This is a genomic window from Verrucosispora sp. CNZ293, from assembly GCF_002754655.1.
The window spans coordinates 3,746,845-3,768,287 of record NZ_PEFR01000001.1; the positions used below are offsets into that span (position 1 = coordinate 3,746,845).

Annotated in this window: 14 protein-coding genes; 7 read left to right on the top strand and 7 right to left on the bottom strand. The window is 71.0% G+C overall.

All coding sequences use genetic code 11. The annotated features are described in order from the left end of the window. Window positions 1-19: 19 nt before the first annotated feature. Entirely contained in the window at window positions 20-670 is a 651-nt protein-coding gene (locus CLT74_RS17000) for a response regulator transcription factor (protein ID WP_099847418.1), read from the bottom strand. After that, the gene (locus CLT74_RS17005) at window positions 667-1,911 is read right to left on the bottom strand and encodes a histidine kinase (RefSeq protein ID WP_099847419.1); all 1,245 of its coding nucleotides are present in this window, start codon (window positions 1,909-1,911) and stop codon (window positions 667-669) included. Before CLT74_RS17005 ends, CLT74_RS17000 begins: the two co-directional genes overlap by 4 nt. A 194-nt stretch (window positions 1,912-2,105) precedes the next feature. Here CLT74_RS17005 and CLT74_RS17010 point away from each other — a divergent pair, with 194 nt between their 5' ends. Further along, window positions 2,106-3,386, top strand: coding sequence for a TIR-like protein FxsC (locus CLT74_RS17010; RefSeq protein ID WP_158240274.1), 1,281 nt, complete (start codon window positions 2,106-2,108; stop codon window positions 3,384-3,386). Further along, complete coding sequence (fxsT, locus tag CLT74_RS17015; RefSeq protein ID WP_099847421.1) at window positions 3,383-7,435, top strand: FxSxx-COOH system tetratricopeptide repeat protein; 4,053 nt, start codon at window positions 3,383-3,385, stop codon at window positions 7,433-7,435. The genes CLT74_RS17010 and fxsT overlap by 4 nt, the downstream gene beginning before the upstream one ends. On the opposite strand, the gene CLT74_RS17020 is transcribed toward fxsT, so the two are convergent. From CLT74_RS17020 to CLT74_RS17035, 4 genes are all read right to left on the bottom strand, one after another. Continuing rightward, entirely contained in the window at window positions 7,404-9,383 is a 1,980-nt protein-coding gene (locus tag CLT74_RS17020; RefSeq protein WP_158240275.1) for an aKG-HExxH-type peptide beta-hydroxylase, read from the bottom strand. The two genes, fxsT and CLT74_RS17020, sit on opposite strands and share 32 nt — an antisense overlap. Next, window positions 9,380-10,588: an FxsB family cyclophane-forming radical SAM/SPASM peptide maturase gene (locus tag CLT74_RS17025; RefSeq protein ID WP_486582365.1), complete on the bottom strand. Its 1,209-nt coding sequence runs from the start codon at window positions 10,586-10,588 to the stop codon at window positions 9,380-9,382. Before CLT74_RS17025 ends, CLT74_RS17020 begins: the two co-directional genes overlap by 4 nt. Then, window positions 10,570-10,740: an FxSxx-COOH cyclophane-containing RiPP peptide gene (gene fxsA / locus CLT74_RS17030; protein ID WP_099847423.1), complete on the bottom strand. Its 171-nt coding sequence runs from the start codon at window positions 10,738-10,740 to the stop codon at window positions 10,570-10,572. Before fxsA ends, CLT74_RS17025 begins: the two co-directional genes overlap by 19 nt. Window positions 10,741-10,937: 197 nt before the next feature. Continuing rightward, window positions 10,938-11,906, bottom strand: coding sequence for an aldo/keto reductase (locus CLT74_RS17035; protein ID WP_099847424.1), 969 nt, complete (start codon window positions 11,904-11,906; stop codon window positions 10,938-10,940). A gap of 249 nt (window positions 11,907-12,155) precedes the next feature. On the opposite strand from CLT74_RS17035, the gene mgrA reads away from it, so the two are divergent. After that, window positions 12,156-13,151 (top strand): L-glyceraldehyde 3-phosphate reductase, encoded by a 996-nt coding sequence (gene mgrA / locus CLT74_RS17040; protein ID WP_099852198.1) that lies wholly within the window; start codon window positions 12,156-12,158, stop codon window positions 13,149-13,151. A 57-nt stretch (window positions 13,152-13,208) separates the two neighbouring features. Here the strand turns inward: mgrA and CLT74_RS17045 are convergent, their stop codons facing one another. Next, a complete protein-coding gene (locus CLT74_RS17045; RefSeq protein WP_486582366.1) occupies window positions 13,209-14,180 on the bottom strand; it encodes a lytic polysaccharide monooxygenase auxiliary activity family 9 protein in 972 nt (323 codons plus the stop codon). Window positions 14,181-14,302: 122 nt separating this feature from the next. Here CLT74_RS17045 and CLT74_RS17050 point away from each other — a divergent pair, with 122 nt between their 5' ends. The 4 genes from CLT74_RS17050 to CLT74_RS17065 all read left to right on the top strand — a co-directional run bounded on the left by CLT74_RS17050 (window position 14,303) and on the right by CLT74_RS17065 (window position 21,390). Beyond that, complete coding sequence (locus CLT74_RS17050) at window positions 14,303-15,304, top strand: 2-hydroxyacid dehydrogenase (protein WP_099847426.1); 1,002 nt, start codon at window positions 14,303-14,305, stop codon at window positions 15,302-15,304. A gap of 316 nt (window positions 15,305-15,620) precedes the next feature. After that, the gene (locus tag CLT74_RS17055; RefSeq protein WP_099847427.1) at window positions 15,621-16,673 is read left to right on the top strand and encodes a trypsin-like serine protease; all 1,053 of its coding nucleotides are present in this window, start codon (window positions 15,621-15,623) and stop codon (window positions 16,671-16,673) included. A gap of 107 nt (window positions 16,674-16,780) precedes the next feature. Then, on the top strand, window positions 16,781-17,179 hold the full coding sequence (locus CLT74_RS17060) for a carboxypeptidase-like regulatory domain-containing protein (RefSeq protein ID WP_099847428.1): 399 nt from the start codon (window positions 16,781-16,783) through the stop codon (window positions 17,177-17,179). Window positions 17,180-17,460: 281 nt separating this feature from the next. Further along, window positions 17,461-21,390 carry a ThuA domain-containing protein gene (locus CLT74_RS17065; RefSeq protein ID WP_099847429.1) on the top strand — a complete coding sequence of 1,310 codons (3,930 nt, stop codon included), beginning with the start codon at window positions 17,461-17,463 and terminating at the stop codon, window positions 21,388-21,390. The last annotated feature ends 53 nt before the right edge of the window (window positions 21,391-21,443 follow it).

Sequence of the window (21,443 nt, forward strand, 5' to 3'; positions counted from 1 at the left end):
CCCCCACGTGGGGGAGACCTCAGCCGGCTGGCGTGACGAACCCCGACTCGTAGGCGGCGATCACCGCCTGGGTGCGGTCACGCACCCCGAGTTTCGTCAGCACGTTGCCGACGTGCGTCTTCACCGTCTCGACGCCCACCACCAGACGGGCCGCGATCTCCGGGTTGGACAGTCCGGCGGCCATCAGCCGCAGCACCTCCGCCTCCCGCTCGGTGAGCCGGGCCGCGCGCAGCCCGTCGGCGTTGCGTCGCCCGTACGCCCCGACCAGTCGACGGATCGCGGCCGGGAAGAGCAGCGACTCACCCCGCGCCACCACCCGTACCGCCGCCACCACCTCGGCCGGTCGGGCCCGCTTGAGCAGGAACCCGCTGGCTCCGGCGCGCAGCGCGTCGTAGACGTACTCGTCGTTGGCGAAGGTGGTGATGACAAGCACCCGGGGCGGTTCGGCGGAGGTGGCCAGCAGGCGTCGGGTGGCCTGGATGCCGTCGATCCCGGGCATCCGCACGTCCATCAGCACCACCTGCGGGCGGTGCCGGGCGACGAGCGGCGGCACCTCCGCCCCGTCGGCGGCCTCGGCGACGACCCGCAGATCCGGCTGGGCGTCGAGGATGGTCCGCAGCCCGATCCGGACCAGTTCGTCGTCGTCGACGATCAGCACGTCCACGCTCATCGCACCGCCCCGACCGGTAGCCGCACCCGTACCCGCCACCGCTCCCCGTCCGCACCTGCGGTGATCCGGCCGCCGAGCAGCAGCACCCGTTCCCGCATGCCGACCAGCCCGCGCCCGCCCACCGGCACCGCCGCACCACCTGCCTGCTCGGCCATCGCGTTCACCAGTTCGATCTCAAGTCCGTCCGGCGTCACGTCCACCCGCACGGTCACCGGACCGTGGCCGTGCCGGGCGGCGTTTGTCAGCGCTTCCTGCACGATCCGGTAGCCCTCGCGGGAGACCGCCGGCGGCAGGGTGTCCAACGAGCCCCGGTTGCGGCTGCGTACCGACAAGCCGGCGGCCCGGCTGTCGGCGATGAGGTCGTCCAGATCGGACAGGGTCCGTTGGGGAGCGACGATGGCCGGCTCCCCGGTCTCCCGGAGCAACCCGAGCACATGGTCGAGATCGTCCATCGCCCGTCGGCCGGTCTCCTCGATCGCGGTCAGCGCCCGGCGAACGAACTCCGGGTCGGTGTCGAGCACCTCCCGGGCGGCACCGGCCTGGAGGGTCGCGACGGTGAGCGCGTGGCCGACCGAGTCGTGCAGTTCCCGGGCCAGCCGGTTGCGTTCGGCCAGTCGTGCGGCCCGGGCTTCCAACGCGGCGATCCGCTCCGCCGACGCCGGCCCGAGCAGCGCCGGCGCCATCGACGCGGCCAGCGCGCCGAGCCCGGCCACCACGTAGCCGAAAGCGGCGAGCACGAGCACCGCGACGAGCGCCAACCAGCCGGTGTCCCCACCGTCGAACGGCCCGAACCGCTCGGCTCCGGTGAGGCCGACGTCCACCCCGGTCGGCGCGGCGATGAAGGCGAGCGCCATCGGCACCGCGCTGAACAGTGCGGCCACCACCAACGCACCGCTGGTCAGGTGTAGTCCGATCCAGAGCGCGGCGCGCAGCCGGGTCTCCCGGTCGAGCCGCCGACCGGGCAGCGGCTCGGGCAGGTCGACCCCGAGCAGCCCCCGGACCGCGGCTATCTCCAGCGCCCGGCTACCACCGAGAAAGACCGGCACGACGGCGATGGTGGCCGCCGGCACCAGCAGCATCAGCACCAGCAGCCGGGGTGCGCCGGAGGTGGCGAACAACTGCGCGAACGCCACCGCGAGCAACGCGTACGGCAGCGCGAGCACCCCACCGAGCAACAGGAACACCCCGCGCCGCCAGGTGGAGCCGGCGACCAACGGACGCAGCGGCGCGCGAGGATCCATCGCCCCATGATGCCGGTGCCCCGCCCGGCCGGTCACCGCCACCTGGGATACGACAGTTCGGCGGGCTGCCACGCCCCGTTTCCGCACCTATACTCGCGGTGAAGCTCCCGCCGCCACGGCCGTCGGCACCTGGCCCACCGGCGACAGCCACGACCCAGCCACCCCATGGCCAGAGTCCCAGGCGCGGAGGTGCGGTGCTGTACTTCTTCCTCAGCTACGCCAGAGGCGACGAGGACGCACTCGTCCAGAAGTTCTACGAGGATCTCAGTGCGGAGGTGCGGCTGATCGCCGGTCTGTCCCGGGACGAACGGGTCGGGTTCGTCGACCGGACGATCCTGCTCGGTGAACGGTGGCCGCAACGGCTCGTCGAGGCGCTCGGTAGCTGCCGGTCCTTTCTCGCGCTGATGACACCCAGATATTTCCAGAGTCGGGTGTGCGGACAGGAGTGGCAGCTCTTCGCCGAGCGCACCGCCCGGTTCGAAAGCCAGCGGCGGGTGGACACCTCACTGCTCAAGCCACTGATGTGGATTCCCGCGCAGCCCGGGCGGATCCACTCGGTGGCCCACCCCTTGCAGTACACCTCCGACAGCCTCGGTGACCTCTACCAGCGCCTCGGCGTGCGGCAGCTGATGCGACTGCAACGGCACAGCGACGACTACCGCACCTTCCTGTTCGAGCTGGCCAGCCAGATCGTGGCAAGCGTGGAGGCCAACCCCCTACCGGAACAGCACCGCCCGGTCGACCTCCAGGCCGTGGACAGCGCCTTCCACCCGGAGCAGGCCACGAACGGCGTCGACCGCGGCACCGCCCCCGGGGACGCCACGAACCCGATGCTCGTGCACTTCGTCGTGGCCGCGTCCAACCGGGACGAGATGCGTGGGATACGCCAGCACGTCACGGTGTACGGCGACGACGCGTTGCAGTGGGCACCGTACCGGCCGCCGATGCCGGAGCCGCTCATCGACTACGCCCGCGAGATCGCCGCCGACCACAGCTACCAGTCCACGGTGGTGGAGATGGACAGACTGCCGCACAGTGCCGAGTTAGCCGCCCGCTACAACCAGATCCTGGTGCTGATCGTCGACGCCTGGATGACCCGCCTGCCGCAACGACGGCAGGCCCTGGTCGAGCACGCCTCGGCGGCGCTTGGCAACAGGAGTGCCGCCACCGCGGTCCTCATCCCCAGCAGTCGCGACGACCCGGAGACCCGCGAGCACTGGCAGACCCTCTCCCGGGCCTGCCGGGAGATCTTCAACGAGTTCACCTCGGACGACGAGCTCTACCGGTCGAACATCATCACCCACCGGGCCTTCGAGGACGAGCTGCCGGAGGTGCTTGAGGTCGCCCGGAACCGGGTGTTCAGCCGAGGTTCGGTGCACCGGCCGCCCGACCCGTCGACGGACCCCTCGCCGCCCCGACTGGACGGCCCGTGGGCGCGCGACGACGACCAGCCAGGAACGGGAGGACCAGCGTGACGAGCAGCGACCCGGTCGCGGTGGCCGCCAGCGGAGAAGGCCGGATCATCACCTTCTACTCGTACAAGGGCGGCACCGGACGCACCATGGCGCTGGCGAACGTGGCCTGGATTCTCGCCGCGAACGGTCACCGGGTGCTCGCCGTGGACTGGGACCTGGAATCCCCAGGTCTGCACCGCTACTTCCACCCGTTCCTGCTGGACAAGGACCTGCGCACCTCGCGCGGGGTGATCGACATGGCCCGGGACTACGCCGACGCCGCGGTCCGCCCGATGGACGAGACGGAGGACCCGGACTGGATCGGCACGGCGGCCGACGTGCTGCGGCACGCGGTGTCGCTGGAGTGGCGTTTCCCGACCCCGCACCGCGACGTCACAGGCGGTGCCCGCCCGGTCCGGCCCGGATTTCTGGATCTGCTCCCCGCCGGGCGACAGGACCCGTCGTACACGAAGGCGGTGAGCACCTTCGACTGGCAGTCGTTCTTCGAGAAGCTCGGCGGCAACGGCTTCCTGGACGCGCTGGCGGCCAGTATGCGGGCGAACTACGACTACGTGCTCATCGACAGCCGGACCGGAGTCAGCGATGGAGCCGGCATCTGCACGGTGCGGCTGCCCGACGCGGTCGTCACCTCCTTCACCCTCAACGAGCAGAGCATCGACGGTGCCGCCGCGGTCGCCAGGTCGATCGTCAGGCAACGCGGCGACCGGCCGGTACGGATCCTGCCGGTGCCGATGCGGGTCGACAACGCCGAGCAGCTCAAGCTGGAGGCGGGCCGGGATCAGGCACGTCGACGGTTCACCCCGTTGCTGCCCCGGCTCTCGCCCGAGGAAAGTGACAGGTACTGGGGCGAGGTGGAGATTCCCTACCAGCCCTACTACGCCTACGAGGAGATCCTGGCCACGTTCGGGGACCGGGCCCACCACGAGGGGACCCTGCTCGCCGCGTACGAACGGTTGACCCGCGCGATCACCGACGGTGCGGTCGAGGACCTGCCCCCGTTGGACGACCGGCTCCGCCGGACCTGGCTGGCGAAGTTCGAGCGGCAGCGGCTCGTCGGTGCCGCCCCGGACGTCTTCGTCAGCTACGCGGCGCTGGACCGGGCCTGGGCGGAGTGGATCTGCGACGAGCTTCGCGCCGCCGGCCTGCGGGCGGTCATGCGGGAGGTCGACTTCCCCGCCAACCCGTCCGGCGGTGATCGGGCCACCGTCGGCCTCGACGACGCCGCCCGGCTCGTCGTGCTGCTGTCCCAGGAGTACATGCAGTCGCCGAACGCGGCCGAGCTGTGGAGTCAGGCCACCGCGCACGATCCCACCACCGGCACCAGCTACCTGGTGCCGGTCCGGCTGGACAATTCCCGCGCTCCCGGGTTGTTCCTGGAACGCATACCTGTCGACCTGGTGGGGATCGACGAGCAGGAGGCGACGGCCCGGCTCATGGAGGCGCTGGACCACCCCGCCCGGCCCGCCACCGACCCGGAGGACGCCCAGCGACGCCGCCGGTTCCCGGGCAACGAGCCACCGGTCTGGCGGGTTCCGCTACCCCGCAACGTCCAGTTCGTCGGCCGTGGTCCGCTGCTTGAGGAGATGCGCGACTGGCTGTCCAGTACGGAGGCCGGACACGTGCCGTTGGCGCTGCACGGTCTCGGCGGCGTCGGCAAGAGCCAGATCGCCCTGGAGTACGCGTACCGGTTCCGCGCCGAGTACGACATCGTCTGGTGGATCTCGGCGCAACAGCCGAGCGTCCTGCGGCTCGCCCTGGGCGCGCTCGCCGACCGGCTGGCCGCCGAACTCGATGCCCCGCTGAGCGGCAGCGTCAGCGAACGGGTCAGCTGGGTCCTCGACGTGCTGCGCCGTGGCGTGCCGTTCCGACGGTGGCTGCTCGTCCTCGACAACGCCGACGAGCCGTCGGAACTGCTCGACCTGCTTCCGCAGGGGCCCGGGCACATCCTGGTCACCACCCGCAACCACGCCTGGGCGCGGCCCGCCCGGATGTTGGAGGTTGGTGCGTTCGACCGGGAGGAGAGCGTCGCCCTGCTGCGGCGACGGGCCCGGCATCTGGCCGACGGCGACGCCGACCTGATCGCCGACCGGCTCGGCGACCTGCCGCTGGCCATCGAGCAGGCAGGCGCGTGGCTGGCCACCACCGGCGAGACACCCGCGCAGTACCTCACCCGGGTACGGCGCTACCTGCCGGACATGCTCGCCGAGGAACTGCCGGCCGACTACCAGCAGACAGGTGCCCAGCCGTGGCTGGTCTCACTGGACAGCCTGCGGGAGCGCAACCCGGCGGCGGCCAAACTGCTGGAGGTCTGCGCCTTCTTCGCCAGCGAACCGATCCCGATGTCCCTTGTCAACGGGGACCGCTTCATAAACGTGCTGCTCTCCTACGACGGGTCGCTGCGCGATCCGCTGCTGATGGGCAGGACGCTGCGCGACATCGGCCGCTACGCGCTGGCCCGCATCGACAGCGTGCGGGGCGGCGGCCGGGGGCGCGGTCAGGAGCGCGCCGACGAGGCCGGTCAGACCAGCCTGCGGATGCACCCGCTGGTGCAGGAGCTGATCCGGGAGTCCCTCTCCGAGCAGGAGAAGGACGAGAACCGCAAGCACGTGCACGCCATCCTCGCCGCCGCCAACCCGAAGGATCCCGACAGGCCCGACAACTGGCCGATCTACGCGGAGCTGTGGCCACACCTGCTGCCGTCGCGGACCCTCACCTCGGACCAGCCGGAGGTCCGGCAACTGCTGCTCGACGTGGCCCGCTACATGTGGATCCGGGTGGACTTCGCCACCTGCGCCGAGCTTGCCGAACAGGCGATCGCGCTGTGGCAGCGGCGGTACGGACCGGACGATCCGCAGACGTTGATGATGCGGTTCCAGCTGGCCAACGCGCTGCGCCTGGAAGCCCGGTACCAGGACGCCTACGACATCGACCGGGACGTCTACGACCGGCTCAGCCGCAGCCTAGGCGAGGACCACGAATACACGGTGATCGCGGCCGGCAGCCTCGCCGCCGACCTGCGGGCGCTCGGCTTCTTCGAGCGGGCCCGCGAGTTGGACACCCGTACCGAGGAACTGGCCCGGGAGGTGTTCGGGGAGGACCACCCCCGCGCGCTCATCGCGGCGCACAACCTGGCCATCTCACTGCGACTGGTCGGCGACCTGCGCGGTGCGTTGAGCCGGAACGAACGCACCCTGGCCCGCCGCCGGGAGACGCTCGGCCCGATGCACCCGTTCACCCTCTTCTCGGCCGGCCAGTACGGCCGCGACCTGCGCGACACCGGTGACCTCGTCGAGTCCCGTCGGGTCCTGGAGGCCGCGGTGGAGGCGAATCGACTGGTGCTCGGCGAGGAGGACCCGGAGACGCTGCGGGCGCTGAAGAACTACGCGGTGACGCTACGCAAGCTCGGCGAGTTGGAGCGGGCGCACACGTTGAGCGCCGACGTGCTGGTGCGCTCCCGCCGGCGGCACGGCCCGGACCACCCGGACGTGCAGGCCAGCGCGATGAACCTGGCCTGCGACGAGTCGGCGATCGGCGATGACGTGGGTGCGCTGCGCCGGGCCCGGCCGGTGCACCGCTGGTACCGCGACAACATGGGCGAGGACCACCTGTTCACCCTCGCGTACGCCAACAATCTGGCGATCTTCCTGCGTAAGGCGGGCGACGCGGAGGCCGCCTTCGACGTCTCGGAGGAGGTGGTCGCCCGGCTCAGCGAGCGGATCGGGGCGGATCATCCGTACACCCTGGCGGCCAACATCAACCTGGCGAACTGCCGGTTCGGGCGCCGGCAGTTCGCCGAGGCCCTGGCCAGCGACCGGGAGGCGTACGAGCGCAGCCGGCGGATCCTCGGGCCGGGGCACCCGGACACTCTGGCGGTGGCGAACAACCTCGCCACAAGTCTGAGCGTCACCGGGGACCACGGCGGCGCCCGGTCGCTACGGGAACAGGTCATGCCGCTGTTCCGTCGGGTGCTCGGCGAGGAACACCCGAACACCATCGCCCTGGTCGAGGCGAACCGGCTCAACTGCGATCTTGAGCCGCCACCGACCTGACCGGCCCGCCCTGCCGAACCGTGTCCGACGCCACGCCCGGGGCAGCTTCGCCCGGTGACGGTTCGCCCGGTGCTGACCCGGCTGGTGACGGGCCGTCCGCAACGGCCACACACGTCACCGGGGCGAGCCAGCGGGACAGCTCAAGCGGGTCCGGTGTCGCGGTGGACTCCGCGACCGCGCACAGCACGGCCCGGCACAGCTCCGGGTCGGCGCGCATCGCCGCCTCGGCGGTCGGCAGCCGACCGTCGGCAAGTGTCATGCCGACCCACGCCGCCACCTGGTCCGGCTGCTGCAACAGTTGTCGCTGGTACCAGGCTCGCGCCGCGAGGTGATCACCGGCGGCCAGCGCCAGGTCGCCTTCCGATGCCTCCGCGAGCGCGTCGGCGAGGCGTTCGGCCCCGCTACGCAGCCGCTCGAAGCGCGCCGGGTCGGCCAGCCGCAGCCGGACCAGGTCCAGTCGGGGACTGCGGCTCAGCCACCTGCCGTCGGCCGGGCGCACCGCGACCGGCACGGTGATCGCGGGACAGGCGGATCCCGCCCGCCACGCCTCGGCGAGCTGCCGCACCAGCCGTGCCTCCGGCCGCCGGTTGCGTAGCCGCCACACCGTCCAGTGGTCGTCGGCCGCCTCCCGGGCCAGCGCGGTGGCCTCGGCCGGCACCACCTCGTCCTGCCAGCCGTCGATGACCTCACCCAGCCTGGCCACGAAGCGGTGACCGGCCGCCGTCAGCCGCCCGTACGCCCGGATGTCGGCGCAGGTCCGGCCGACCCGGTCCCGCCAACGTGCGAACTCCACCTCGGCCAGCCGGGTCCGGTCGGGCGACAGCACCGTCCGCCGGGTACGCCAGAACTCGGTCACCGCGACGAAGGCGTAGACCCCGTGCAGGGCGGCACCGAGCGGGCGCGGATCGTCGCGCCAGGGCGCGTAGTAGTACCGCCGGTCCTCGGCGTCGTGCAGCGGCTCGATGTCGATGGCGGCACCGAGCTTCGCGTGCTGGAACTCGTGCAGCAGGCCGAGGGCCAGCGCCGTACCGTCGGCGGGCGGGGTCATCGAGACCGCGCCGAACGCGTCCATGCTCGTGACGTTCACCCCGGCGCTGGCCGAGTCGGACTGCAACGGCACGACTGTCCGCAACCCTGCCGAGATGGCCTCCGCGTGGCCCCGGTGGTGCCGGACCAGGATCGGCCAGGCCTCGTCGAGCATCCGCTGCCAGCGCCCGACAACTGTCGTGTCCAGCCGCCCGGTCGCGCAGAGCCGGTGGCAGTCCCGGTACGGGTCGAGGTCGTCGAGCCAGAGTTCGATGCCGAGGCCGTCGGCGCTGCTGGCCAGCCGGTGCAGACCGGACCAGTCAGCACCGTCGGCACCCGCGCGAGGCGGCTCGTCGCCATCGGGCACCGGCACCTCCACCGACCCCACCCGTACCCGGTGACCGGACCGGGACACGGTCACCGGGCCGCCGCCGCAGCGGGCCCGCCCCAGGGACGGCAGGAAGACCGCGCCGTCGGGTGCCGCGAGGGTCAGTTCGAAATCCAGGCCGGCCCGGATCGCCGCCGTCGCGGCCAGCGCCCCGAGATATCCCAGGTCGGCCTCGGCCGGGCGGTCCGCGTCGGGCGGCAGATCCAGCCCCGCCGTGGTGCGGCCGGACATCGCCGGCATGGTGCGACGGTCCGGCCGCTGACGCAACCGGCGCAGGGTGACCGCCAGCCACGCGCCGGTGTGCGGCAGCGCGAGCAGTTCCGGGCCGACCGCCGGATTCCGTCGCGCCGCGGCGGTGAGCAGCGCGAAGGACCCCGCGGTCTGCCCCGGGTCGGCCAGGTCGAGCAGCGCGCGCAGCTGCAGCATCCGTTTGCTCACCTGCCCGGCGCGGAGCGTACGCACCAGGTCGGCGCTGCCCGGACCGGCGGCCAGCGCGTCGAGATCCGCCGGCCGCAGCCGGTGGTAGCCGCTCACCGGTCCCGGCTCCGCAGGCCGGTCAGATCCGCCCGCAGCCGGCCCGAGACGTGCTCGATGAGCAGGCGCAGATCCCGGCAGTACACGGAGGGATTGCGGAAGCTGCCGGCCCGGTACCGGTGCGGGTAGTTGCCGCCGCCGCAGACCAGGTGGACGGGACAGGCCCGGCAGTCGGCGGCCAGCGCCGACAGGCCCGCCTGGCGTACCGCCACGGCGGGATGACGCAGCACGTCGTCCAGGGAGTTGTCGAAGACCGTGAGGTCGGTGTCGACAGCGCCGGGATACGTGGACCGTAACGTGTCGACCTGTTCGTACCCGCCGTCGGTGTTGACCACGACGGCGGCGACCGGGCTCAACCCCACCGACTCGGTGCGGCTCCTCCCGCCGAGCAACAGGTTTATCAGTTCCTCGAAGAGCCGGACCCGGGTGAGCCGCACCGGCACGTCGTACCAGGCGTCGAAGGCGTCGCAGAGCCATCTGCCGTACGCGTCCGCTCTCGCGGCCGGCCGCGACCGGAGCGGCGGAGCGTCCCAGTTGGCGTGCGGCAGCAGGAAGTCCACGATCGGCGGGCGGTACGCCAGCAGGGCCTCGTAGGTCCGCCGGGGGTCGGCGTCGAGGTCGACCACGCAGAGGATGCCGGCGTACGCGCCGGGACGGCCGGCCAGCAGCCGCAGCGCCCGGTCGACGTCGTCGAAGCTGCCGCGGCCGGACGCGTACCGGCGGTGCCTGTCGTTGGCGGTCCGGTCACCGTCCAGGCTCACCCCGATCAGCACGCCCGCGTCGGCCAGCACGGACAGGGCCCGATCGTCGAGCAGGGTGCCGTTCGTCTGCACGCTGACCCGGGCGACGGCAGGATGCACGGCCGCCCGCAGCCGCTCGGCCATCCGCGCCAGCGTCGCGGCCCCGGCCAGCAACGGTTCACCACCGTGCAGGACGATGCGGGCGGCGCTCAGCTCGTGCGTGTGGACGTGCTCCGCCACCCGGCGGCAGGTGAGGTCGAAGATGTCGGTGGACATCAGCGGCGGGTCGGTGCGGGCGCGGCGATCCGCCAACTCGTACATGTAGCAGTAGTCGCAGGCCAGGTTGCACCTGCTGTGGACCTTGAGAATGAACTCGGAGAAGGGCACCGGCCGCACCGCTGCCGGAGGGTCCACCACCGCCTGACCACGCCCCTCGCCCGGCACTGTCACATCGCCGAGTTCCACCCGGCGACCGCGTCCTGCGGGCGGTCGATCTCATCCAGGATGCGCCGGAGTGAGCAGGCGAACGGAGACCCGTCCAGCTCCGGCAGATCGGCGAGGCTCACGTCGCTGAGGTCCACCAGGACTCCCAGGGAGCCGTCTTCGGTCGTATCCATAGTGATCCGTCCACCCGCGAAGGAAACTCGCGCCCGAATGAGCGATGACTTGTGCGGGAGCCGCCGGACCAGAGCCCGTCCCTACCGCCGAACCCGCCAACGAACCGGGCCATCGTAACGGCATCGCGCAACGCGGCGACTCGGGTGGGTCACCCGGTTCAACGCTTCCAATGGTGCGGTGGACATCGTCCGCTCGGTCAACCGCGGGTCCGGGACCTGACGAATTTCGGTATCGCGGCCAGGCCGGTGACCGGACGGAACGCCCGGGCCACGTTGACAAGCGCGGCGTACTCGTCCTCGGTCAGGTCGATCTCGGCGGCGGCGGCGTTGCGCTCCACCTGCTCCACGCTGGACGCACCGGGGATGGCCACCACGTTCGGGTGACGCAGTACGTACGCCAGGGCGATCTGGCTCGGCGTCGCGTCGTGCGCGGCAGCCACCTGACGCAGGGTCTCGATAAGCGCGCTGCCGCGTTCCAGGTTCTCAGGCAGGAAGTACGGGTTGGCCCGGCGGATCGCGCCGACGGGTGGATGGGTGGCGTCGTACCGCCCGGAGAGAAACCCCTGCGCCAGCGGGCTGTAGGCGATGACCAGCCGTCCCGCCTGCTCCGCGTACCGAAGAAGATCCTCCTCCGGTTTGCGGTCGAGCATGCTGTAGCGGACCTGGTTGCTCAGCACCCGCCGACCCAGCGCCGCCTCGGCCACCTGCCAGCGACGCAGGCTGTAGTTGCTCACCCCGACCTCGGCGACCAGGCCGACGTCCTGCAACGCGCGCATCCCGCGCATGGTCCGGTGGTCGCTGACCACCGGGTTGGGCTGGTGCACCTGGTAGAGGTCGATGCTCGTGACACCGAGCCGAGCCGCCGAGGCGACCGCCCGCTGCTGGACCACCGACGCGACCGGCAGCACCGGCAGGATCTTGGTGGCGATGGCCACCTTGTCCCGGTCGGCGGCCAGCGCCGCGCCGAGCAGCCGTTCGCTACGACCGAAGCCGTAGATCTCGGCGGTGTCGAAGAGGGTCACGCCCAGCTCGACGGCACGCCGGACGATGTCCGCCGCCAACCGTTCGTAGTCGGGACCGTAGCCCCACTCCCGCGAACCGAACTGCCACGTACCGAGGCCGATCCTGGACAGGGGCTTCGGGGTGTCGAGCCGCACGTAGCGCATGGGTTGACGCTACCCGGCGCGGCACACGACGGCGCGCGGCATGGAGTACGAGCCGGGCTGAACCGGCTCCACCGACACTTGGCCGCCTCTGGCCGGGCGGCCGTCAGCCGGTCGGGGGTCGGGCCCGCAGCCGGGAAGTCGCGATGCGTTCACGCTCTCAGCTCGACAGCGTCGCTACCCCCGACCTGACTCCGGCGTCGGCCTCGCCCATGCACCCGGGTGTCGCCCGTCCGACCTCGGGTTATGGTCATGATCGTGACCTACCTCGCCGCTGACACGCGCTATGACCAGATGACCTATCGGCGCAGCGGAGCCAGCGGGCTTCGGCTTCCTGCGATCTCCCTCGGCCTGTGGCACAACTTCGGTCCGGACCGCCCCGTCGAGCGTCAGCGGGACATCGTCCGGCGCGCCTTCGATCTCGGTGTCACCCATTTCGACCTGGCCAACAACTACGGACCACCGCCCGGCTCGGCGGAGGAGAACTTCGGGCGGATGCTCGCCGGGGACCTCAAGCCGTACCGCGACGAGCTGATCATCTCCAGCAAGGCCGGCTACCTGATGTGGCCCGGCCCGTACGGCGAGTGGGGGTCCCGCAAGAACCTGATCGCCTCGCTCGACCAGTCGCTGCGCCGGCTCGGCCTGGACTACGTCGACGTCTTCTACAGCCACAGGTACGACCCGGACACCCCGCTGGAGGAGACGATGGGCGCCCTCGATGCCGCCGTCCGCTCCGGCAAGGCCCTCTACGTCGGCATCTCCAACTACACCTCGGAGCAGACCGAGCGGGCCGCGGCGATCCTGCGCGACCTGGGTACCCCGTTGCTGATCAACCAGCCGGCGTACTCGATGTTCAACAGGTGGACCGAGGACGACGGGCTGCTCGACACGCTGGAGCGGGTCGGCGCCGGCTGCATCGCCTACAGCCCGCTGGCCCAGGGTCTGCTGACCGACCGTTACCTCGACGGTATCCCGGCCGACTCCCGGGTCCGCACCAGCGTCTTCCTCGACGAGAGCGACGTGAGCGAGCAGCGGCTGGCCACCATCCGTGGACTGGCCGCCATCGCGCAGCGGCGCGGCCAGTCGCTCGCCCAGCTCGCGCTCGCCTGGGCGCTGCGCGATCCCCGGATGACGAGCCTCATCATCGGCGCCAGCAGCGTGCCGCAGTTGGAGGCGAACATCGCCGCGCTGGACAACCTCGACCTGACCGCCGAGGAACTGGCCGACATCGACGCCCAGCTCGCCTGACCGGAGCGGACGCCCGTCCGGCGCTCACCGTCGGGCGGGCGGTCCGGCCGACCGCCGTCACCAGACGCGGGGGTTGGCCCGGTGGTTGCGTACCGTGCAGGGCCTGCCGGGTGACGGGCCGCTGCGGGATCCGCGGAGCCGCATGCCGACAAGCAGGATCAGCAACGTGACAAGCGCGCCACCGGCGATCATCAGCCACCGTCGGGAGTCCAGCGGGGCCACCGACGCGACCGGAAAGTTGCTCTCCGCCGCCTCGCCCCCGGTGGCGCCGGCGACCCGCGTCGACCCGTCCGCACCGCCGCCCTGCTCCGGGCCGTTCTTCGTCGTGTCGTCCGGGCCGGTGCCCTTCGTGACCGCGTCCGCCGGGTCCGACCCGGCGACGCCGGCCTGCTGGACGTCCACATCGGAGCAGGAGTAGTAGGTGTCCGCGCTGTCGGAGTTCTGCCAGACCGTGTAGATCAGGTGGCGGCCGGTGCGGTCGTCCGGCAGCCGCCCGGTCAACTGGTACGCCCCGTCGCGAACCGGCGGGTCGGTGGCTCGCAGGAACGGAGCCGCGTCCAGATCCGCCCAGGTCAGCTTCTTCGTGGGGGCGTACCCGGGGCGGGTCAGGTAGAGCCGGAAGCTGCCTCGGTGCGGGATCGTGGTGCGGTAGCGGAAGAGGAACTCGGCACCTGCCGTCAACGGCGTCGTCGGCCAGTCGGATCGCGCCAGATCCAGGCCGCGATAGGCCGACAACCCGCCGCTGCACAACTCGCCGTCGGGGATCAGCTCCCGGTCCCGGCCGTTGACCCCGTACACCCGGATGTTGTCCCACTCGCGCAGGGCCGCGCCCGCCTTGACCGCCGCCCGGCAGGCCGGCTTGTCGGCGTGGTCGCCGTCCGGGGCGCAGGCGGCGGATCGGCTGAGCGGGTAGGTGGGCGCGCCGTGCGCGGTCGCGGGCACCGCACCGGCCGCCAGCACGACTGCGGTGCCCAGCACGATGACGACGATCCGACGTACGGCCATGGCTTGTGCGACCTCCCCACGCATTGGTACGGACGGTGGGGGCGAACAGTTCGACATCCGCGCGGGTCACCCGACACGGATCGACGGGTCGCAGGACCCTGCCCCGAACCGGTGTCCGGCCTTAGCGTGAGTGGTGGAGGTGGACCATGCGAGTGGCAGTGTTCAGCACCAAGCCGTACGACCGGACGTTCCTGACCGAGGCGAACGCCGCAGCCGGTCACGAGCTGACCTTCCTGGAGCCGAGGCTCACCGCGCAGACCGCCCGGCTCGCCGAGGGTTCGGAGGCGGTCTGCGCCTTCGTCAACGACGACCTCTGCGCCGAGGTCCTCGACCATCTCGCCGAGGTGGGCGTCCGGGTGGTCGCGCTGCGTTCGGCCGGTTTCAACAACGTCGACGTGGCCGCGGCCCGCAAGCTGGGCCTGACCGTGGTACGGGTGCCGGAGTACTCGCCGCACGCGGTTGCCGAGCACACCGCCGGCCTGATCCTCGCCCTGAATCGCAAGATCCACCGGGCCTACAACCGGGTACGCGAACACAACTTCGCCCTCGCCGGTCTGCTCGGCTTCGACCTGCACGGCCGTACGGTAGGCATTGTCGGCACCGGGCGGATCGGTGTCTGCGTCGCCCAGATCATGGCGGGTTTCGGTTGCCGGGTGCTGGCCAGCGACCCGTATCCGAACGACGCGGCCAAGGCCGCCGGGGTCGAGTACGTCCCGCTGGAACGGTTGCTCGCCGAGTCGCACATCGTCACCCTGCACTGCCCGCTCACCCCGGACACCCAGCATCTGATCGATGCCGAACGGATCGCCCTGCTCCGGGACGGCGTCATGTTGATCAACACCGGCCGGGGCGCGCTCGTGGACACCCGGGCCGTGATCGACGGGCTCAAGAGCGGCCGGATCGGCTACCTCGGCCTCGACGTGTACGAGGAGGAGAGCGACCTGTTCTTCGAGGACCGCTCCGAACGGGTCCTCGGTGATGACGACTTCGCCCGTCTGACCACCTTCCCCAACGTGCTCATCACCGGGCACCAGGCGTTCTTCACCGAGGACGGCCTGCACAACATCGCCACCACCACCCTCGCCAACCTGACCACGGTGCAACACGACGGCCCCACCGCCATCCCCACCCCAGCCCACGTCTGCTGACCCCTCCCCCTTCGCCCCCGCGCGCGATCTTGCACTTTCGGTCGCCGAAATGCCGGGAAACAGCGGATCCACCCCGACAGAAAGTGCAAGATCGCGGGGGCCAGGGGGCGGGGGTGGGGGTGTGGGGGGGTGACTCGCTTGACGGCGACGCTGAGGGCGCTCTCGCCTGAGCCGAGGTCGCGCCACCCGATACGGCGCACAATCTGTCCGAAACCGAACGTAGCGCTGTCGACGGACAGACAGACACGAGTGTGGATCAATTTGGTCGATATACCTTGCCCATCGGAAGCGTCCAGCTTCGATGAGGAGGGCTCTCGTGAGGTCCACACCGTCCAGCAGAACCCGACCGAGGATCATCCTCGCGATCGGGATCACCACCGTCCTGGCCTCGGCGCTCGCCGCCGCACCGGCCACCGCCGCGCCGACCACCGAGGCGCCGACCACCGCCGCCCGCACCGAGGTGCACGGCGCGGTCGCCGACACCGGTGCCGTACCCGCCGCCGTCGCGCTGCCCACGCAGCGGGGCCTCAACGGGGTACGGGGTTCCGGCAGCTCCGGCTCCGCCGGCACCGGCAAGGCCGGACCGGGGGGCAGCCGCTTCGACGCCGGTGGTCGTCCCGCCGCGTCCGACGGCGACTCGATCGGCATCCAGAGCGTCATCGGCACCGACAACCGGGTCCGGGTCGACCCGACCACCGTCTTCCCGTCCAGCGCCATCGTGCAGATCGTCCGCACCACGAACGGCAGCACCTGGGGCTGCACCGGTTGGCTCTACGGGCCGAGCATCATCGCCACCGCCGGGCACTGCGTGCACCCGGGCGGCGGCCAGAACGGCGGTGGCGGCAACAACTTCTACCCGCGCGGAGACTTCCAGATCATCCCGGGCCGCAACGGTGCGTCGACACCGTACGGCACCTGCACCGCCACCCAACTCCTCTCGGTCAACGGCTGGACCCAGAGCGGCGACGAGACGTACGACTACGGCGCCATCCGGCTGAGCTGCGCCGCCGGCAACAGCACCGGCTGGTTCGGCATGTGGTGGCAGGGCGCGTCGCTCACCGGCACCGCGACCACCGTCAGCGGTTACCCGTGCGACAAGACCTTCGGCCAGCAGTGGCGGCACGCCGGGCAGACCGTCGCGGTCACCCACGACCGGCAGGTGTTCTACCAGAACGACACCTTCGGCTGCCAGAGCGGCAGCCCGGTCTACCAGACCCGGGCCACCGGCAGTTCCTGGTGCGTCGGGCAGTGCGTGATGGCGATCCACGCGTACGGCCTGCACGGCTCATCACCACACTCCACAAACAACCACGGCACCCGCATCACCGAGAGCGTCTTCAACAATCTGATCACCTGGCGTAACAGCTGAACCGAGCCGCCCGGGCGGGTGGGTGCGCGCGAGCCACCCACCCGCACGGAACCGACGTCACCCGGAGCACGTCTCAGCTACTGTCCGTCATTGAAGAGGGGGCAGTCATGAGCAGGACGCGTCTCGGGGTGCTCGCACTCCTGATCGCCGCGCCGTTGCTGATCGGGGCGAGCCTGCTGGCGTTCGGCGGCGACACCCCCGTCTCAGACGACGGACCGCCGCCTCCGCCCGGTCGCACCAACCCGACCGGAACCGTGACCGGCACCGTGACCACCCCGACGGGCGAACCGGTACGTGAGGCGTCCGTGCAGGTCACCCCGCTGGACGAGCCGGCGCCCGCGATCCCCGAGATCGGCGTCCTCACCGGGGACACCGGCCGTTACGAGTGGCGACTTCCGCCGGGCCGGTACGAGATCGCGGTGCGCACCGGCGATCGGAGAAGCGCCCCGCAGACCGCGACCGTGACCGCCGACCAGGTCACCCGAATCGACTTCACGCTTTCCTGAGCGGACCCCTGCCACGGCGGGCCGCAGCCGTTCACCGGTTCACGCGTTCGATCGCGCAGCGACTGCCGGTTGATACTGAAACTCCCTGACCTGCCGAGATAACGCTCTCACGAAGTTGCCGGGAATGCTTGACGCGCCAGCGAGGCAACCGCAACGATGTATTTGCATGCCTCACGCTCGCACCGGCGACGGCGCGTTGAGCGGGCCGCGAGCATGCTCGGCACCACCGCCACCCCAGCCAGGCGTGATCGGCGCACGCCGTCCTCGAAAGGACGACCACCGTGCGCAGATCTCTGAGATCGTGGCTCGGCGCCGTACTGAGCGCGATCCTCGTGGCCGGCGGCATCGTCGCCGTGCCACAGGCGGCCAGCGCCGCACCCTTCACCGTGCTGGTCTTCAGCAAGACCGCCGGATTCCGGCATGGATCCATCGTCCCCGGCATTGCCGCCATCCAGCAGCTCGGTGCGGCGAACGGGTTCACCGTCGAGACCACCGAGGACGCGGCCCAGTTCACCGACGCCAACCTGGACCGGTTCGCCGCGGTGATCTGGCTGTCCACCACAGGTGACGTGCTCAATGCCGCCCAGCAGGCCTCGTTCGAGCGGTACATCCAGGGCGGTGGCGGGTACGTGGGCGTACACGCCGCCGCCGACACCGAGTACGAGTGGCAGTGGTACGGCGGGCTGGTCGGGGCGTACTTCGCCTCGCATCCCGCCAACCAGACCGCGACCATCAAGGTCGCCGACCAGGTGCACCCGTCCACCGCCTCGCTGCCGCAACGGTGGACCCGACTGGACGAGTGGTACAACTACCGCACCAACCCCCGGGGCAGTGTGCACGTGCTCGCCACCCTGGACGAGAGCACCTACACCGGCGGTGGCAACGGGTACGACCACCCCATCTCCTGGTGCCAGAACTACTCCGGCGGCCGGGCCTGGTACACCGGCCTCGGGCACACCGACGAGTCGTACGCCGAACCGAACTTCCGTGGCCACCTGCTCGGCGGCATCATGAGCGCGGCCGGCGCGGCCGAAGCCGACTGTGGCGGCACCGTGACCAGCAACTTCCAGCAGGTCGAGCTGGCGAAGGGCGCGGCCGAGACGGGCGAGCCGATGAGCCTCACCGTGCTGCCGGACCGGGGCGTGTTCCACACCTCCCGCAACGGCGTCATCCGACACACCGACGCGGCCGGCAACACCAAGGTCGCTGCCACGTTGCCGGTCTACACCGGCGACGAGGAGGGCCTGCAGGGCATCAAGGTGGATCCGAACTTCGCCACCAACCGCTGGGTGTACGTGTTCTACGCGCCACCGCTCGACACCCCCGGTGGCGGGGCACCAGCCACCGGTACGCCAGCGGACTTCGCCCGGTGGGACGGCGTGAACCGGCTGTCCCGGTTCACCGCCAACGCGGACAACACCATCAACCTGGCCAGCGAGACGCTGATCCTGGACGTGCCGACCAGCCGGGGCATGTGCTGCCATGTCGGCGGTGACATGGACTTCGACGCGGTCGGCAACCTGTACCTGTCCACAGGCGACGACACCAACCCGTTCGAGTCGAGCGGGTTCACCCCGATCGACGAGCGGAGCGGCCGCAACCCCGCCTTCGACGCCCAGCGCACCTCGGGCAACACGAACGACCTGCGCGGCAAGGTGCTGCGGATCAGGCCGAGCGCGGCCGGCGGGTACACCATCCCGGCCGGGAACATGTTCGCGCCGGGCACCGCGCGGACCCGCCCGGAGATCTACGCGATGGGCTTCCGGAACCCGTTCCGGATGAGCGTGGACAAGGAGACCGGCATCGTCTACCTGGGTGACTACGGTCCGGACGCGGGCACCGCCGACCCGAACCGGGGTCCGGCGGGCAACGTGGAGTTCGCCCGGATCGACAAGCCCGGCTTCTACGGCTGGCCGTACTGCACCGCCCGCAACGACGCGTACAACGACTACACCTTCCCGTCCGGCCCGTCCGGCCCGAAGTTCGACTGCGCCAACGGCCCGGTGAACAACTCGCCCAACAACACAGGTCTCACCCAGCTGCCGCCGGCCGTCCCGGCCTGGCTGCCGTACGGCGGTTCCGGCTCCCCGCCGGAGTTCACCGGTGGCGGCCTGTCCCCGATGGGCGGCCCGGTGTACCGGTTCGACCCGAACAACACCTCAGCCGTGGCGTTCCCCGAGTACTACGACGGGACGTACTTCGCCGGTGAGTTCGGCCGCCGCTGGATCAAGAACATCAAGCTCGACTCGTCCGGCCAGCCGTTGAAGATCAACCCGTTTCCGTGGACCGGCACCCAGGTCATGGACATGGAGTTCGGCCCGGACGGCGCGCTCTACGTGCTCGACTACGGCACCGGCTGGTTCAACGGCGACGCCAACTCGGCCCTCTACCGGATCGAGTACGCCCGCGAGGGCAGAGCCCCACGGGCGGTCGTCTCGGCCACCCCGACCAGCGGCGTCGCGCCGCTGACCGTACGGTTCTCGTCGGCCGGCACGCTCGACCCGGACGGCGACCCGTTCACCTATGCCTGGGACTTCGACAACAACGGCACCACCGACTCGACGGCGGCGAACCCGACGTTCACCTACACGGCGAACGGCACGTTCAGCCCGACCCTCACCGTCCGGGACACCACCGGCAAGGTCGGTACGGCGAGCACCGTCATCACAGTCGGGAACAGCGCCCCGGTGGTCACCGTGAACACGCCGTTGAACGGGTCCACGTTCTCCTTCGGGGACGCCATACCGTTCTCTGTCACGGTCACCGACGCGCAGGACGGCCCGATCAACTGTGCCCGGGTGAAAGTCAACTACGTTCTCGGCCACGATTCCCACGGCCACCAGCTCAGCAGCGTGCAGGGCTGCTCCGGGGTCATCCAGACCTCGGTCGACGGCGAGCACGACACCGCGGCGAACATCTTCGGCATCATCGACGCCGAGTACACCGACCTCGGCGGCGCCGGTCAGCCACCGCTCACCACGCACACCCAGGCCGTCCTCCAGCCACGGGTACGCCAGGCCGAGCACTTCGGCGACTCGTCAGGCATCCAGGTCGTCACCCCGGGCAGCGCGCACGGCGGCGCGGCGATCGGATACATCGACAACAACGACTGGATCTCGTTCCACCCGTACAACCTGACGGGTATCCAGTCGTTCAGCGCCCGGGTCGGTGCCCCGGCGGACGGCGGCGGCACCCTCGAACTACGGGTCGACTCGCCCACCGGACCGCTCGTCGGTCAGGCGACTGTGGTGCCGACCGGCGGGTACGCCACGTTCGCCACGGTCACCGGCGGGATCACCGCCCCGACCGGTACCCGAACCCTGTACCTGGTCTTCAAGGGCACCGGACCGTACTTCGACATCGACGAGTTCACCCTCTCGACCGGCCCGGGCGGCGGCCCCGGACCCGGCCCGGAACCGGGCGCCAACCTGGCTCAGGGCAAGCCGGCCCGCGCCTCCAGCGTGCAGGACGCCTTCGTCGCCGGAAACGCGTTCGACGGCCTGCCCGGCACGCGGTGGTCCAGCGCGTTCAGCGACCCGCAGTGGATCGACGTGGACCTCGGTGCCAGCTACGACATCAACCGGGTCAAGCTGACCTGGGAGGCGGCGTACGGCAGCGGGTACCAGATCCAGACCTCGCCGGACGGGGTCAACTTCACCACCATCCGCACCGTGACCGGCGGCGACGGTGGCGTGGACGACCTCACCGGACTGACCGGCTCCGGCCGGTACGTCCGGCTCACCGGCACCACCCGGGGCACCGGCTGGGGCTACTCGCTTTTCGAGTTCGAGGTGTACGGCGGCACCAGCGGGCCCCAGCCGGGCACCAACCTGCTGCTGAACAAGCCGACGTTGACGTCAAGCAACGAGGGAGCCGGCATGTCCGGCGCCCAGGCGGTGGACGGCAGCCTCACCACCCGCTGGTCGTCGACGTTCTCCGACCCGCAGTGGATCCGGGTCGACCTCGGCAGCCCGACCGCGATCGGCCGGGTCAAACTGAGCTGGGAAGCGGCGTACAGCAGTGCGTACCGCATCCAGACCTCGAACGACGGCACCACCTGGACCGACGTGAAGACGGTGACCGGGGCCGACGGCGGGGTGGACGAGCACACCGCGCTCGGTGCCAATGGCCGCTACCTACGGATCTACGGCACCGCCCGGGGTAGCGCCTGGGGTCACTCGCTCTGGGAGCTGGAGGCGTACGCCAGCTGAGCCGAACCACCACCGACGTGGCCGGCACGGGCAACCCGTGCCGGCCACGGCAG

What these genes read in the sequence shown, in the direction of transcription:
- CLT74_RS17000 (WP_099847418.1), bottom strand. Translation starts at nt 670, where the DNA reads ATGAGCGTGGACGTGCTGATCGTCGACGACGACGAACTGGTCCGGATC.
- CLT74_RS17005 (WP_099847419.1), bottom strand. Translation starts at nt 1,911, where the DNA reads ATGGATCCTCGCGCGCCGCTGCGTCCGTTGGTCGCCGGCTCCACCTGG.
- fxsA (WP_099847423.1), bottom strand. Translation starts at nt 10,740, where the DNA reads ATGGATACGACCGAAGACGGCTCCCTGGGAGTCCTGGTGGACCTCAGC.
- CLT74_RS17035 (WP_099847424.1), bottom strand. Translation starts at nt 11,906, where the DNA reads ATGCGCTACGTGCGGCTCGACACCCCGAAGCCCCTGTCCAGGATCGGC.
- mgrA (WP_099852198.1), top strand. Translation starts at nt 12,156, where the DNA reads ATGATCGTGACCTACCTCGCCGCTGACACGCGCTATGACCAGATGACC.
- CLT74_RS17045 (WP_486582366.1), bottom strand. Translation starts at nt 14,180, where the DNA reads ATGCGTGGGGAGGTCGCACAAGCCATGGCCGTACGTCGGATCGTCGTC.
- CLT74_RS17050 (WP_099847426.1), top strand. Translation starts at nt 14,303, where the DNA reads ATGCGAGTGGCAGTGTTCAGCACCAAGCCGTACGACCGGACGTTCCTG.
- CLT74_RS17060 (WP_099847428.1), top strand. Translation starts at nt 16,781, where the DNA reads ATGAGCAGGACGCGTCTCGGGGTGCTCGCACTCCTGATCGCCGCGCCG.